This is a genomic window from Candidatus Nitrohelix vancouverensis, assembly GCA_015698305.1.
GTDB lineage: Bacteria > Nitrospinota > Nitrospinia > Nitrospinales > VA-1 > Nitrohelix > Nitrohelix vancouverensis.
In genome coordinates this window covers 2,524,986-2,539,435 of record CP048620.1, presented here as the reverse complement: position 1 = coordinate 2,539,435, position 14,450 = coordinate 2,524,986, and the positions used below count along the sequence as shown (strand labels likewise).

Annotated in this window: 12 protein-coding genes; 2 read left to right on the top strand and 10 right to left on the bottom strand. The window is 49.3% G+C overall.

Annotated elements, in window-relative coordinates:
* Positions 1 to 7 precede the first annotated feature (7 nt).
* The 10 genes from G3M78_11780 to G3M78_11735 all read right to left on the bottom strand — a co-directional run bounded on the left by G3M78_11780 (position 8) and on the right by G3M78_11735 (position 8,996).
* Positions 8 to 469: a chemotaxis protein CheX gene (locus G3M78_11780; protein QPJ66037.1), complete on the bottom strand. Its 462-nt coding sequence runs from the start codon at positions 467 to 469 to the stop codon at positions 8 to 10.
* 3 nt (positions 470 to 472) lie between these two features.
* Positions 473 to 1,309 (bottom strand): protein-glutamate O-methyltransferase CheR, encoded by an 837-nt coding sequence (locus tag G3M78_11775; GenBank protein ID QPJ66036.1) that lies wholly within the window; start codon positions 1,307 to 1,309, stop codon positions 473 to 475.
* Between the two features lie 101 nt (positions 1,310 to 1,410).
* Positions 1,411 to 1,782, bottom strand: coding sequence for a response regulator (locus G3M78_11770; protein ID QPJ66035.1), 372 nt, complete (start codon positions 1,780 to 1,782; stop codon positions 1,411 to 1,413).
* A gap of 213 nt (positions 1,783 to 1,995) precedes the next feature.
* Positions 1,996 to 2,733 carry a 2-oxoglutarate:ferredoxin oxidoreductase gene (locus G3M78_11765; GenBank protein ID QPJ66034.1) on the bottom strand — a complete coding sequence of 246 codons (738 nt, stop codon included), beginning with the start codon at positions 2,731 to 2,733 and terminating at the stop codon, positions 1,996 to 1,998.
* Between the two features lie 225 nt (positions 2,734 to 2,958).
* Entirely contained in the window at positions 2,959 to 3,594 is a 636-nt protein-coding gene (gene pyrE, locus G3M78_11760) for an orotate phosphoribosyltransferase (protein QPJ66033.1), read from the bottom strand.
* Positions 3,595 to 3,706: 112 nt separating this feature from the next.
* On the bottom strand, positions 3,707 to 5,869 hold the full coding sequence (locus G3M78_11755; protein QPJ66032.1) for an LPS-assembly protein LptD: 2,163 nt from the start codon (positions 5,867 to 5,869) through the stop codon (positions 3,707 to 3,709).
* Positions 5,799 to 7,145 (bottom strand): bifunctional folylpolyglutamate synthase/dihydrofolate synthase, encoded by a 1,347-nt coding sequence (locus tag G3M78_11750; GenBank protein ID QPJ66031.1) that lies wholly within the window; start codon positions 7,143 to 7,145, stop codon positions 5,799 to 5,801. The genes G3M78_11755 and G3M78_11750 overlap by 71 nt, the downstream gene beginning before the upstream one ends.
* A 151-nt stretch (positions 7,146 to 7,296) precedes the next feature.
* Positions 7,297 to 7,914: a CBS domain-containing protein gene (locus tag G3M78_11745; GenBank protein QPJ66030.1), complete on the bottom strand. Its 618-nt coding sequence runs from the start codon at positions 7,912 to 7,914 to the stop codon at positions 7,297 to 7,299.
* Between the two features lie 74 nt (positions 7,915 to 7,988).
* Complete coding sequence (locus G3M78_11740; protein ID QPJ66029.1) at positions 7,989 to 8,189, bottom strand: cold-shock protein; 201 nt, start codon at positions 8,187 to 8,189, stop codon at positions 7,989 to 7,991.
* 120 nt (positions 8,190 to 8,309) lie between these two features.
* Positions 8,310 to 8,996 (bottom strand): sulfite oxidase-like oxidoreductase, encoded by a 687-nt coding sequence (locus G3M78_11735; GenBank protein QPJ66028.1) that lies wholly within the window; start codon positions 8,994 to 8,996, stop codon positions 8,310 to 8,312.
* Positions 8,997 to 9,186: 190 nt separating this feature from the next.
* On the opposite strand from G3M78_11735, the gene G3M78_11730 reads away from it, so the two are divergent.
* Together G3M78_11730 and G3M78_11725 are read left to right on the top strand one after the other, a co-directional pair.
* Entirely contained in the window at positions 9,187 to 12,651 is a 3,465-nt protein-coding gene (locus tag G3M78_11730) for a glycosyltransferase (GenBank protein QPJ66027.1), read from the top strand.
* 3 nt (positions 12,652 to 12,654) lie between these two features.
* Positions 12,655 to 14,448 (top strand): glycosyltransferase, encoded by a 1,794-nt coding sequence (locus tag G3M78_11725; protein ID QPJ66026.1) that lies wholly within the window; start codon positions 12,655 to 12,657, stop codon positions 14,446 to 14,448.
* The last annotated feature ends 2 nt before the right edge of the window (positions 14,449 to 14,450 follow it).

The window sequence follows — 14,450 nt, the reverse complement described above, 5'->3', positions numbered from 1 at the left end:
GAAAGCGTTAGTCTACTTTTTTCATCAGGCACACAACAAAAGTCTGATTCTCCTGCTTGAAGTTGACTCTGGAAACCTGTTTGGTTCCGGGGACATGCATTTCGTTGTCGGAAAACGCTACGGCGGGTAGGGACAGGACGCATTGTTCATCGCCTGAATGCACCAGGGATTTTATATTTCCGCCTGTCATGTTTGTAATTTCTCCAAGCGCGTCCTTAATATCTTCCTGAGATGCTTGTTCCTCGGGAATGCTGAACATGATTGCGGCGGCTTTCCTTGCTAATGGAACGGGACAAATGAGGATGACGCTTCCTTTCCATGCTCCCATAATCTGGACACAGCCGGACAGGGTATTGTTGGCGCTTTCGAGTTTGAAGTCTTCTTCGGTGGGTTGAACATCCAATCCAAGTATCTGGCTCCAGATGTCCCGGGTGTATTGGATGATTTCCTCGTTATAGTTGATGTCCATAGCTCAGCCTTGTTTGAGTCGGTAGCATCCAGATTGTTTGAAATTCATACGTTCAAAATTTTCATCAAGATTGAGAGTGGTTTCAGCGGCTCCAAGGAACAGGTATCCATCGGGCTTCAACAGGTTCCTTACTTTGCCGAGAATGAGTTTCTTTGTAGGCACGTCAAAGTAGATGAGTACATTGCGCATCATTACCAGGTCGAGTTTGGGTATCATGGGCCAACTTCCGGAAAGATTCATGATCTGGAAATCGACCATATTCTGAATTTCAGGCTTGATCTGCCAGGAGGTGCCATTGCGCTGAAAATACTTGACCATGAGGGCTGCAGGCAAGCCCCGGTTGATCTCCAATTGACTGAAGATACCTTGCTTGCAACGGGTTTGCATTTCTTTTGAAATATCGCTTGCCATGAAATACAGTTTCCAATTATTCAGTTTAGGAAAATTTTCTTTTAACATCATGGCAATGCTGAAAGGTTCCTGACCGCTGGAACTGGCCCCGCACCATATATTCAACTCTCTGGTGGCTTCGCGTTTTTGAATGAGTTCGGGGATGATGGCGCTTTTTAAAACTTCGAAGGGGTGAATGTCGCGAAAGAATGAAGTCTCATTCGTTGTCATGGCCTCGACAACTTTACCGACGAGGGTCCGGCTAACGTCGTTTCTCATTTTTTTTACCAACTCTTCGTAGGAACCTAATTTCTCTGAGTTGAGTAAAGGGCTGAGGCGCGATTCAACAAGGTATTCCTTGCCGGCTTCGAGTACAATTGCAGAGTTGTCTCTTACAATTTTGCTTATAAATTCAAAGTCGCTTTGGCTGATGCCCGCACTGTTTGCCATACTTTTTCCTTTAAGACTTTTCTAACAGAGGCTTTTGGAAAGACAAATTAATTTATATGACCTGCCGTATATTCACATGACCGGGTTCTACACTTTGAACGCTATCCGAGGTCTAATCCGAGTAGGGATAGTTTTTCCACGATCATATCTTTAGTGAATGGTTTCATTACATATTCATTCGCTCCTGCTTCCAAAGCCTTGACAACCTGGGACATTTCTGTCTCAGTGGTGACCATCATTAACCTCATGTCGTTATAAGCGGGGTCTTTACGGACATTGAGGACAAAGTCATAGCCGTTCATAACCGGCATGTTCCAGTCCACCAGGGCAAGCTCAAAGGGTTCATTGGGGTTGAGTTTGTCCAGGGCTTCCTGACCATTGCCGGCTTCGGTGACTTCAAAGCCAATTTTTTTCATAATTTGACCTAATATCAAGCGGATTGCTCTTGAGTCGTCAATTACCAAAGCGCGCACAGGTTCCTCCTTATTACTACTTTGGATGTGAAAAAATTCATTAGATATTCTGTTGTCCTAAGGCTAATGGTATTGCTTCGAGGTGTCAAACTAAAAGTTTACATTGTTTGTCAATGGGACACTGAAAACAGGGGGAAATATGGGGTGAGGTGGAAATAAGTCAAAAAAAATCCCCCATGCAAATATATTTGCATGGGGGATTTTAAGTTAAAACTATTCTGCGTTTTCGTCCAAGCCTTGTTCCAAAGGAAGCATTTCTTTGTCCTGCATAAAAATGGTAGCGCCTTCTTTGCTGGAAGCCTTGTTTTTCTCTTTGCTTGCTCGGATTTCTTCTAATTCTTCTTTGCCTTCCGGTGTGTATGCCCACGGGGTCACGACTCCGGACTCGCGAACTTTAATTACGGCCTGGATAATTTTTTCCAGTTTCGTTTCGTCGAGGTTGCTAACAGACAGTAAAGCATCTTCGTGTCCATCGTACGCGCAAAGAGCCGTCGTGTAACAGTTCGTACCGGCTCGAATCATTTTCAGCGTGATGTTCGCAAAATGGCAATGTACGCCGATCAATGCACAGACGTGTATTTTGTTGTGCTGGACTGTCAGGTTGGGATGACAGGGGTTGATAACAGCCTCAGGGTCGATTTTGGGGTAGATGGGACGGTAGTCGGGCATTGGAATAATATTCATTCCTGGAATTTCCTTGACCAGCCGCAACGCCATTTCCGCTTTGTGTCGTGCCTCTTCATTCCATCCCCAAACGATCATGGGGCCGGGGAACAGGGTCGGGTTGCGTCGTGTCAACATTTCAACCGCGAACTTTTCATAGGCCTTATCTTCTGCCATATGCTCGCCTTCAACCAGCTCCAAACCAGAACCCTTTTCGGGTTGGAAAATTCCCATGGATGCTGCGGAAGGTGGCAATAAGCCAATGGGTCCTATTTCAATTTTTCCCATCTTTACAAAACCTCCATCGATATATCTTTCATATTAAAATTGCTCTTAATCTGTAATTTGTGCAGGTAAGAGAACCAAAATTGGCTACTGAAGTACCATCCCAGTCTTAAAATCGCCTATCTTATTATTATATATATGCCCTGTCAATTTTTATTTGCCGTTAGGACTTTTTTATATTTCTCAAGATAGGCTCTTATTCATTTAAAAGACCTAAATAGTTTTTAATTAAGGGGTTGGCGGAGTCCATGAAAAGGGGGCCTGATACCAGGATTCAAGGATTTCAGCCTGCCCGGGCGTGAAGCGACTGGAGGTTTTGATGTACTCGAGAAGGGTGGGGAAGGTGAGAAGTGAGTGCATCTCACAGTCGGCTTCGGCGAATCGCTCCTTTGCCTGAGCAAAATCATAGCTGAAGATACAAAAACAGTGCTGGACGGTTCCGCCTGCTTCGCGTATCGCGTCGATAACTTTCAACACGCTCCCTCCGGTCGATATCAGGTCTTCTACGACGACGACCTGCGCTCCTTCGGGATCGGCTCCTTCGATTTGATTTTTCATCCCATGTTGCTTGGCGTCGGGTCTGACGTAGGCGAGGCGGCATTCCATGAGGTTGGCCAGTGTGACGGCTGGAGCAATTCCTGCAGTGGCGGCGCCTGCGATCATATCCGTTTTAATCTCTTTTTCTCGTATTATGTCGAGAAATTTTTTCCCGACAAAAGTCCGGTGCTCATAGGCGCTCAGCAGGAGTCGGTTGTCGTTGTATACGGGCATCACATTGCCTGAAGCCCATTGGAAGGGTTTCATTGGGTTCAGTTTGATGGCGCCGATTTCAAGGCAGATTGCGGCTAATTCGTTTGCTGGCATTTCAGTGCGTCTTTCTTTGGCAGATAGGGCTTGGGTGGATATAAATCTGGTTATTAATGGTTTTGATATTTGCGAACGCCAGGGTCCATCATTAGGTATTCACGGGGAATGTTCAATAGTCGTCGAGTGTGCGGTGTATCAAGCGTTGGTCTCTGCCACTGCTGATGCTCCCGAATCCTTTTAGTTTTATACCGAGCATGAATTTGGTCTCGTCTCTTTCGGAGGCTCCGGTGGCGAGGGTTCTCTGAATAAAGTCAAAGGTAAATCCCCAGCATTCACAGTCGTCATCGTACAATAAACTCAAATCATTTTCACGAAAAGTGCTGGCTTGCTCATCGTAGCGGGAACTGTACTGCACTTTCCAGCCTTTTTTGAAGGCCCAGTCAATGGTTCCGCTCCAGAAGGTATTTTCATTTTTCGTATAGCGTCGTTCCAGCAACATGGTCAGGGAGTCCGTGGCCTGAACGCCAACTTCAAGATTCAAGGAGCTTAAATGACTGTCATGCACATCGTACTCGGCGTCAAAATTCAGTAAGAGCGAATCATACAAGCGACTGTCAAGATCGACTCTTAGATCGGAAAAGGGCTGGTTGGGTGTTGTTGATGGCGCTCTTTCGTCTTCGCGCAGATCATAACTCTGGCTGACAGTGAAGCGCAGGGCCTCTCTGGACTGATCCACGTTCTCGGAGCCTGTGTCCTTGGTAAGAAGTCGTTGCGTGATGGAGTAGGTGACAAGACTTTTGGGATCGACTTCGTCGACCTGGTCGAAAGTGTGAATCTTCTGGCGGTCGTCAAAGTCCGTGCTGGGAATGTAGTCCACCACAAAGCGGGGTTCGATCACATGTTTGAATTTGGAGCTTCCGCCTGCCGGCTCGTATATCTTGTGAAATTTGGGTCCTTCCAGAACGCCTCTAAAGTCGAATGATTCTCTTGAGAAAGCGGAGAATTTTTTACCTGAAGCATCACGTCCTTTGCTATAGACGGTTTCGCGAATACCGAGAGTCGGCGTAAAGGTCAACCAGGAGAGGGGGTTCATCGGCAAACTGATTTGCGGATGGAAGTCCAGTCGCTGAACTGTAAAATGATCGTCCACGGTTTCTCGCGTGTCGAGATCGGCTAAAAATGAAGTGAAACTGGATTCCTGATTAAAGAACATGCCTGTTTTGCCAAGCTGAATTCTCTGGGTTTTAAAAGTCACCTGCGGTAATTGTCCCAGCGTGTCGTCGCGTTGCGATTGAGAGCTGTCGCGGTAGCGGGTCAGTATATCCAGCGTGTTGTTGGTCCAGGTTTTATTGAGCGATGCAAACGAATCTGTCTGGCGCCGGGTTCTCTGGTCCGTGTCGTTCTCAAATGTTTTGTTGAAACCGTCGTCGCTTTCAAGGTCCAGCTTGCCATTGAAATTGAAACCGTTGGAAAATGACTGCACATGAGTCATGTCGACCTTCCAGAATTTGGAGTCGTTGTCGTCATCCAGATAGAAGCCGCGGAACTCTCCGCGAACAGTATCTGCGGGCGCATAGCGGTATTCAATACCCGGCTTGACGCCGCGCTTGGAAAGATAGTCAATATAGACAGTAGCGTCGGTGGACTGGCTGATCGCCCAGTAATATGCGTTTTGTAGCGTGAAGCCGTCCGTGTTGCTACTTCCAAAGCTGGGGATGAGCAAACCGCTTTTGCGGGTTCGATCCATGGGAATATAGCCGATTGGGAAATACAGGATGGGGATGTCTTTGACTTTTAATTTGAGGTTCCGAAATAAAATCCGGTCGCCCTGTATGATGTCCATGGACTCGGTTTCTATCAACCAGTCGGGGATCTTGCCTCGGCAGGTGGTGATGGCTCCGTTTTCCATGGAATAATGCGTGTCGGAATAACGCGTCATCTTTTCTGCTTTGAACAGGTATTCTTCGTTGATGGAGCCGCGGGCCTGAAATATCTGCCCCTGTTCGGACTTGATATTGAAGAGGGTTCTGTCGGAGCGTATCTTCGAGCCCTCTGCGGTCTTGAGGTAGATATTTCCGAAGGCTTCTCCCATGCCGCTTTCGGTGTTGATGGTCACGCGGTCGGCGCGGAGCAAACGGTCCTGGTAAAAAACAATCACGTTTCCCCAGGCCTTGATCGTGTTCTGTTCACCGCTTTGGCTGAGGTGATCGGCGGTTATGTTGACTGATGCGCCTTCATGCTGATCAGGCGGAGTTTCCGTTTCAGCCCACAGAAGAGCCTGAGGAGTCAGAAGAATCCATAGAAGGCAGATGTATTTTAGATAGTTGATCAATGTATTGTTTTGCTTCGGCTACGGTGTATAAAGACCCGGTCACACAAACTATATCGTCAGAACTTGCTTTATTTTTAAGGATTTCGAGAGCTTTTGCCGTTTTTTCAATGATTTGCACAGGTTTTTCAGGATTCTCACCTGATTGATCCATGATTTCATGCGGGCATTGGCTCCGGTCGCTATCGGGTTGAGTTAATATCAACTGGTCTGCCCAGCCTCTAAGATGGGCGACCATTTCGAGATAGGGTTTATCGTTTAAAGCCCCAAAAATAATCCATTTTTTTTTGTCTGGATAATAATCGTCCAGTGTTTGGGTCAGTTTTTTGACGCCTTCAGTGTTGTGGGCGCAATCGAGAACAACCCAAGGTTGTTCCGAGACAATTTCCATTCGGCCGGGCCAGCTGACATTTTTTAAGCCGTTTCTTACCCAGTTTTCTAGCAACTCCTGTTTAGTTTGTTCAGCCCAATCGATGCAGGCCTGAATCGCCAGTCCCGCATTGCCCGCTTGATGCGAGCCCATAAGAGGCAACTCCAAATCCGAATAGGCGTGGCTGTTGTTGCGAAATTCGACGGTCTGGCCTTTATCATTCCAGCTTGTGGACTGACAGAAAAAATCTCTTCCCGAGCGTTTTATGCAGGCGCTTTGTTCCTGCGCAAAACGCTCGATAATTTCGTATATTTCATCTGGTTCTACATGAGCAAGAACCGTACCTTTACTTTTAATGATGGAGGCCTTTTCAAAGGCGATCCCTTTGAGATCGTCTCCCAGGTAGCTGACGTGGTCTTTGCCGATGGAGGTGATGATGGAGATCAGGGCCTTGCAGACATTGGTGGCGTCCAGACGGCCTCCAAGCCCGACTTCGACGACATTGAGGTCTGTGTTTTGCCGCGCCATATGGAGAAAAGCGACAGCGGTGGTGAACTCGAAAAAGGTCGCTTCGATTTTATGCGCTTCAGTCGCTTGCCTGACTTCGTTGACGAGTTCCTCAAGTTCCTGCGTCGATATGGGGGCGCCGTTGATGCGGATGCGCTCGTTGAACTCCAGCAGATGGGGGGAGGTGTACAAACCAACTTTCATTCCGGATTGTCGCAGGATCGAGTCAATCATGGCGGCCACCGAACCCTTGCCGTTGGTCCCGGCAATATGGATGACGGGTGAATGTTCATGCGGTTGGCCCAGGGCATCCATCAGGCGGATGGAGTTTTCCAGACCAAGCACGATCTTGCTCGGTTGAAGATTGTAAAGATAGTGTTCTACTGCCGTGAGTCGATCCATTGAAAGTTTCTGCAGAACTGATGGGGTTGGCGTGAACGTTTGGCGCCTTTCAGGGCGCAAGGGCCTATCATAGCAAAGCCGGTGGGGTGGCGTTCTTAAAAAAAATTAATATTGGCGGAGGAGGGCGGGTTCGGCGGGTTTTAAATTTCAGTTATTCAATTTTGGCTAAATTCAGAATCTGCGCCAGTTCATACAATTCTTCCTCTTCAGCTTCTTCAGCAATATCGCTCCAGGGAGCCTTGTTCCTGATGCGTCGCGCAGTGGCGCTGAAAGGGCCGAGATGGTCTTCCATTTCATGGAGGAGTTGATCCACTAATTGATTGAAGGTGTTTTTGCCCTCATGGCAACTGTATTGCGCCCAGAAACGGGCGATGGGATTGCTGTTCTTTAAAAAGTCCTGAAAATAATAGGAGGCGATGTCGTTGCCGTGAAGCAGGCCGCAGGGTCTGTCATTTTCAATCGCCACCAGCGAGCGGATATCATGCTCCAGCATGAGCGACAGCGCCTCGTTCATGGACGCCTCACCGCCAATGGTTATCAATGGCCTGTTGGCGATGGAGCCGATCTGGATGTCTGTTCCGTTTGATGCGTTTGCGATGACTTTGGAGACAAAATCGGATGCGGTGACCAGTCCGACGCAGTCGCCATTTTCTCTGACGATCAGCGCTTTGGTCTTTTCACGGGCCATGAGCTTTGCGCCTACAGCGGCGGATTCATTCGCTTCGATGACGATGGCAGGAGTCTGAAGAAATTTTTTAACGCTGTCCATGGTCGATCCGCAAAGCGGCGATGGGAATCGAGGGAAAAGCCGACGAAGTCCGCGCTCCGCCGGCTTTTATTGGGTTATTTGGGAATAACTTTGGATGCAAGGGGACCCTTCTCGCCCATGCTTTTTTCAAACTCAACGGCCTGACCTTCTTTTAAAGTCTTGAAGCCTTCCGTTTGAATTTCTGAAAAATGAACAAAGCAATCTTCCCCGTCTTCTGATTCGATAAATCCAAAACCTTTGCTATCGTTAAACCATTTCACTTTTCCGACCGCCATGACCGATGCTCCTAAAAAATGGAAATTTAACCCGGATATTTTATCACACTAAAATAAGGCCTCGGAACCAAAATTTCCATAGCTGGCGGGGTAGGGGCGATCAGGAAACAATGCTCCATTTCAGGAGTAGCGGTCGTTCAGCCAGGGTTCGGCGCTGTTGGAATAACCGCGTAGCTCCCAAAATCCCAACTCGTCTTTTTCCTTGAAGACGATCTCTCCGATCCATTTGGCGCCTTTCCATGCATACAATTGCGGCGTTATCATGCGCAGAGGCGCCCCGTGTTCCACGGTGAGCGGTTTGCCCTCCCATTCATGGACGAGCATGACGTCGTATTTCATGGCTTCTTCCAGCGACAGATTGGTGGAATAGCCGTCGTAAGCTTTGATGTAGATGTATTTCGCGCTGGGAAGAACCTCGCAGGATTTGACGAGATCGGTGAATTTAACGCCTTTCCAGCGGTTGTTCAGACGGCTCCAGGTTGTCACGCAGTGGAAGTCGGAGACGTCCTCCGTTTGCGGCAGAGCCATGAAGTCGTCCCAGGTCAGGGTTTTTTCCTGTTTGACCAGTCCGGACAGGGTGAGGCTCCAGTTCTCCAGCGGTATTTCTGGTTGAACGCCCAAATCGAGCACCGGCCAGTTGGTGACCACGCGTTGACCGGGAGGAACCTCGGGCATGCCGTCACGGTTCAAGTCTCCTGAGCCTTGAGGGATTTCTCCATCCCATCCCTCCTGTTGACGTTTCGCTTTTTTATATGCAATCAAGGCCTCGCGGCCTTTGATACGCTTCGAATTGGGGTCGTATTGCATTGGAATGCTTTCTCCATGATGTAAGCGTCAGATAAACCCTGTGCGCCAATAGGGCGGTGGGTGATTGAAAATTAAAGCATAGGATGGGTGAGAGGTCAAAAAAGTTACGAAAAGGCGCGTTTTGCCGAATGGCATAATTCCTGCTTCTATAACGGGCTAAAGAGATTTTGCCAAAAATCCGTAGAGAACTATGACGGAATCAAACTTTGGGAGACCGCCTGATATGGATCTTAAAATTTTAACCTTTAACTGGCACGAGCCGTATATCTGCCTTCTGGCGCGCGTTGGTTTTCAATTTTACATTGTCGAGCCTGAACTCAGTCCGGGCAAGTTCCGCCGCTGGGATACGAATATGCGGCCCTTGCCGGAAAATGCGCAGATTCTCAGCCAGCAAGAGGCGTCGAAACTGCTTGAGGAAGAGGGCTTTGATCTGGTCATCGCCAATAACATCAAAGACCTGGTCTGGGTCAAATCCTTCCATCTACCCAAAATATCGCTATTTCATTGTCGCCTCAGCGCAGAAATCGCCATCGGCGGGAATCAAGTTCAGCGCGATGATTATCTTGGGAGCATCGCTCCTTTATTGTCGGGCGTCAAAAATGTTTTCATTTCCGAATCCAAGAAACAGGATTGGGGCTTGCCGGGCGAGGTGATTCCTCACGGTCTGGATATATCCGACTACCCGGGTTATCAGGGCGATCAGGCGAGCGTATTGAGGGTTGGAAATCTCATCAAGGAAATGGATGCGGCCAAGGGCTACTCAATAGGCGAACAGATCCTCGACGGTTTCCCCAGCGTGACTCTGGGACTGAATCCCGGTATCCCGTCGGCGCGATTGTCGCGTGGATTCTCTGACTTGCTGGATCATTACCAGCATTGCCGGGTCTATCTGAACACGACGATGGAAGCTTATGAAGACGGCTACAACCTGTCGCTTCTTGAAGCGATGGCTACGGGCATGCCTGTGGTGTCCTACAAGCATTCCGGTTCGCCAATCGTGAACGGCGTGAATGGATTCATCTCAGACGATATAGCGCAGATTCGCAGGGACGTCGAATTTCTTTTGAAGAATCCGGCGCAGGCCCGACAAATCGGCAGGGAAGCGCGTAAAACCGTTCAGAGTCAGTTCAATATCGATCGCTTTACGACCTCATGGAAGCGAGTCATTCACGCGACGCTTGTCGAGTTTTTGCAGAACTCGGGAGTTGTGATGGATGGAGAAAAGCGACCGCCATTCGACAAGATCGCGCGCAAAAATATCCTGATGAATTATGTGTCGCATCCGGCGACCACGGCGCATTACCTCGAACGGGCATTGAGAAAAAAGCACAACGTGATCACCTGCGGGACCATGATCAACGACGAAGTGCGCAAGTTGTGGAACCTCGGAGCTTTGAAATGGGAAGTCAAGCCGCAAGACATACCCTGCGCCCCGAATGCGCCCTTGAAATCGGTCCTGGAGCATTTGCCGAGGGGCTGGCATGCGGATCTTTTCTTCTGGGTCGAGACGGGATTGAGTCTGCCTCCAGCGGACTTGTCGAATCTTACGATGCCCAAGGCTTGCTACCTGATCGACACGCACATCCATCTGGAAAATCACTTGAAGATCGCGCGACCGTTTAATTTCGTCTTTCTGGCGCAAAAAAAATATGTCGATGATTTTAAAAAAGCAGGTTATGAACAGGTGATCTGGCTTCCTCTCGCTTGCGATGAAGAAATTCACTCAGGAAAAGCGGCAGAGAAACTTTGCGATGTCGGTTTTGTGGGAACGGTGGACTCGGCCCCGGAGCGACGCAAGCGTTTGCTGAACGAGCTGTCCAGTCATTTCAATTTGAATTGTCAGCGTAAATTCATGGACGAAATGGCGGCGCTGTATTCAGAGTCCAGAATTGTTTTTAACAACGCGATCAACCAGGACTTGAACATGCGAGTGTTCGAAGCCATGTGTAGCGGCAGTCTGCTGGTGACCGACCGCGCCACCGGTAGCGGGCTTGAGGAAATGTTTACGGATAAAAAGCATTTGGCCTATTACGACGACGCCACATTGCTGGACACGGTTCGTTATTATCTCGATCACGAGGAAGAGCGCGAGCGTATCGCGGCGGAAGGGCGCAGGGAGGTGTTGAGTCGGCACACATACAGCCATCGCATGGATACGATGATGAACTACATCAACAACGCATTCAAACGCGACGCGATTCGCAGCGCTGGGGCGCAAGCCAGCGAACTCGTAAAATCTTCTGCGGCGACTCAGGAGCCGGAAGTGAAATCGTATTACAGAAACACGCGCAAGGATCTGATCCCCCTGGTTCCACTCAATGCCTCATGCATTCTCGAAGTCGGCTGCGCCTCAGGAGGGATGGGCGCAGAATTGAAACGGGAACGCGAGGCGTTTGTGGCCGGGGTGGAAATGAATTCCTCTGCGGCGAATCTGGCGCGTGAAGTTCTGGATGATGTGATCGAGGGCAATATTGAATCCATGCCGCTCCCTTATGCGAAGGAGAGCTTCGACTGCATCATCTTTGCGGACATTCTGGAACATCTGGTCGATCCTCTGAGTGTCCTCAAGAGCACGGCGCCTTTGCTTAGAGAGGGCGGGAGCGTTGTCGCCAGCATTCCGAATATTCAGTTTTATGCAATCCTCGGGCAACTGGGGGAGGGCGCCTGGACCTATCAGGATGAAGGCATTCTGGATCGTACGCATTTAAGATTCTTCACCTTGAAAGAGATGAAAAAATTATTCAATGACGCCGGCATGGAAATCGACCAGATCGAAGAAAACCTGTCGCCTGAATACGAAGCCTTTAAAAATTCAGGAAGCCGTTCGGTCACCATGGGACGGGTGACGGTGAACAACCTGGAACCGGAAGAGCTGAAACAGTTTTTTGTGTTTCAATACAAGATCCGAGCGAGCGTCAGGAAAGAGGCCGCGTTGAAGCCGGTAGATGACGGAGTGGACGCAACAACGCCGCAAGTTCAGGAATTGCTGGAGAAGGCGAAACAGGCATTCCTCATGAATCAGTCCGATTATGCCATGCGCTTGTACGACGAGGCGCTGGCGCTTTGTCCGCAGAACGCTGAGGCCGTTGTCGGTCTGGGCAATGTGAGTTTGCAACAGGGAAATCTTGTTGAAGCCGAAACGCATTACAAGTCCGCCTTGAAAAACCCTTCTCCGCCAGCCAGCGCCTGGGTGGGACTGGGTATTCTGGAAATGCAACGCAATGATCTGGAGCGCGCCTCAAACTATCTGAATAAAGCCATCGCCATGAAACCTGAAAACGACAAGGCTCTGGCGGCTCTGGGACTGGTCGAAAACATGATCGGCAATAAACATGAGGCTTTGAAACGCTTCGTTCAGGCTCTGGAGTCTAATATCGATAACGAGGCGGCTCTGAACGGTCTCTTGAAATTATCCTATGAACTGCAGGTGTTTGACGATGCGGAACGGCTCCTCAAACAATATCTGGAGGTTCATCCCGCCAATCTGAATATCCTGTTTGGTCTTGCCGGAATTCAATTCGTTTCCGGTCAAATGGATATGGCTAGGGAAAGTCTGCAAACGCTCATGATTTTTGAACCCAATCATGCAGACGCGCGGGCGTTGATTCAAAAAATTGATGCGACGGAAAAACGACACGCTTTCATTGATAACTGAGCTATGGATTATTTCGATAAAAATCTGAAGGTATTGAAGGCGCATGATCCTGCGCTTGCGCAACGTGTTGCGGCTATCCCCTTTCCAGAATCTCTGGTGGTGGAGACGTCGAAAGACGGCTATCCCGTCCCGAAAATCAACGGCGTTTATCTGCACAGCGCCTACAAGCCTCTGGAAGAAGCGCGCAAGTCCGTTCACATCGGAGAACTTGCCGAGGATCAGCGCGTCGTCGTGCTGGGTCTGGGATTTGGCTATCATGTCCATGAACTGTTGATGCAGACGGATGGTTCCATCACTGTGATCGAACCCTCACTTCAACTGTTTCGCGCTTTGCTGTCCTGCCGGGATTTTTCCGACCTTCTAACGAGTATTCAATTTTATATTGAAACGCCGCCCGCAAAACTATTCGCGACAGAAGACCCGACGCAATGGAACGTGTTTGAGCACAAGCCGTCCTTACGTATCGCGCCGGAGTATTACAAAAATCTGGATCAGTGCGCGCAGGCCCTGCAAGTGCTTGGCTCAAATTCTCTCCGCATTCTTGTCGTCAATCCGATCTATGGCGGTTCTTTGCCAACTGCGAACTATTGCGCCGACGCCTTGAGGACGATGGGGCATCATGTCGAATCGGTGCACTGCGAGGACTTCGTCGACAGTTTTCATGGTATTCATAAGGTCACGTCCAACAAGGGCAACCGTCAGATACTCGACCGAATGTTTATCTCGCTGATGGGGCAGGTGATTTTAGCGAAGGCGGCGGATTGCGTCCCTGATCTTGTATTGGTGTTGGCGCAGGCGCCGATGAGTCCTGAAACGATTCAGTCTCTCAAAAAACTCGATGCGCCGATTGCCTTCTGGTTCGTTGAAGATTTCCGAACCCTGTCTTATTGGAAAGAAATAGCGCCTTTATACGATCATTTTTTCACCATTCAACGCGGCGAATTTTTTGAAGAACTGGCTGAGTCGGGCGCGCATAACTATTACTACCTGCCGCAGGCCTGTCACCCGCAAACGCATCGCCCGCTGGACTTGAGCGACGAAGATCGCGAACGATACGAATGCGATCTGTCTTTCATGGGCGCGGGATATTTCAACAGGCAACAGAGCTTTCCCCATTTATTGGATCAGGATTTCAAAATCTGGGGAACCGAGTGGAATCTGCAAACAGAAGTTGGGGAGCGCGTACAGAACAAGAATGAGCGGGTCAGTGGAGAGGATACGGTTAAAATTTACAACGCGGGCAAAATAAATCTCAATCTGCATTCCTCGATTTGTCATTCCGGCGTCAACCCTGAAGGCGATTTTGTCAATCCGAGAACTTTTGAGATACCGGCTTGCGGGGGTTTTCAACTGGTCGACGAGCGAAGCGAACTGGCGGAGTTGTTTCGCGTCGACGAGGAAATCGCCGTTTTCAGTTCGATTGAAGAACTCAAAGAGAAAATCAATTATTACCTGAAACATCCCGATGAACGACTAGAGATCATCGCAAAAGGCCGCGCCCGCGTCTTGGCAGAGCACACCATGGCGCATCGTATGCGCGAGATGTTGATTCATGTTTTTGCGAATCAGGCGCAAGCGCTGAAGCAACGCATACAGTCCCGTCGCGATCCGGTCGAGCAGGTGATCGAAGAAGCGGGGGAGGGCAGTTCGCTCGCCGGGTTCATGGAAAACTTTCGCGGCGTCGCCGATTTTTCGCTCGACACCGTCATGACGCAAATAGAAAACGGGCAGGGGAAATTGAGTCGGGAGGAAACCCTGTTTCTCATGCTTGACCAGGTGGTTAAAAAGGAGGATTGACC

Excerpts from the sequence above, each read along its gene's own strand:
- pyrE (QPJ66033.1), bottom strand. The coding sequence starts at position 3,594 with ATGCCAGCAAACGAATTAGCCGCAATCTGCCTTGAAATCGGCGCCATC.
- G3M78_11765 (QPJ66034.1), bottom strand. The coding sequence starts at position 2,733 with ATGGGAAAAATTGAAATAGGACCCATTGGCTTATTGCCACCTTCCGCA.
- G3M78_11780 (QPJ66037.1), bottom strand. The coding sequence starts at position 469 with ATGGACATCAACTATAACGAGGAAATCATCCAATACACCCGGGACATC.
- G3M78_11750 (QPJ66031.1), bottom strand. The coding sequence starts at position 7,145 with ATGGATCGACTCACGGCAGTAGAACACTATCTTTACAATCTTCAACCG.
- G3M78_11735 (QPJ66028.1), bottom strand. The coding sequence starts at position 8,996 with ATGCAATACGACCCCAATTCGAAGCGTATCAAAGGCCGCGAGGCCTTG.
- G3M78_11775 (QPJ66036.1), bottom strand. The coding sequence starts at position 1,309 with ATGGCAAACAGTGCGGGCATCAGCCAAAGCGACTTTGAATTTATAAGC.
- G3M78_11730 (QPJ66027.1), top strand. The coding sequence starts at position 9,187 with ATGACGGAATCAAACTTTGGGAGACCGCCTGATATGGATCTTAAAATT.
- G3M78_11745 (QPJ66030.1), bottom strand. The coding sequence starts at position 7,914 with ATGGACAGCGTTAAAAAATTTCTTCAGACTCCTGCCATCGTCATCGAA.
- G3M78_11725 (QPJ66026.1), top strand. The coding sequence starts at position 12,655 with ATGGATTATTTCGATAAAAATCTGAAGGTATTGAAGGCGCATGATCCT.
- G3M78_11740 (QPJ66029.1), bottom strand. The coding sequence starts at position 8,189 with ATGGCGGTCGGAAAAGTGAAATGGTTTAACGATAGCAAAGGTTTTGGA.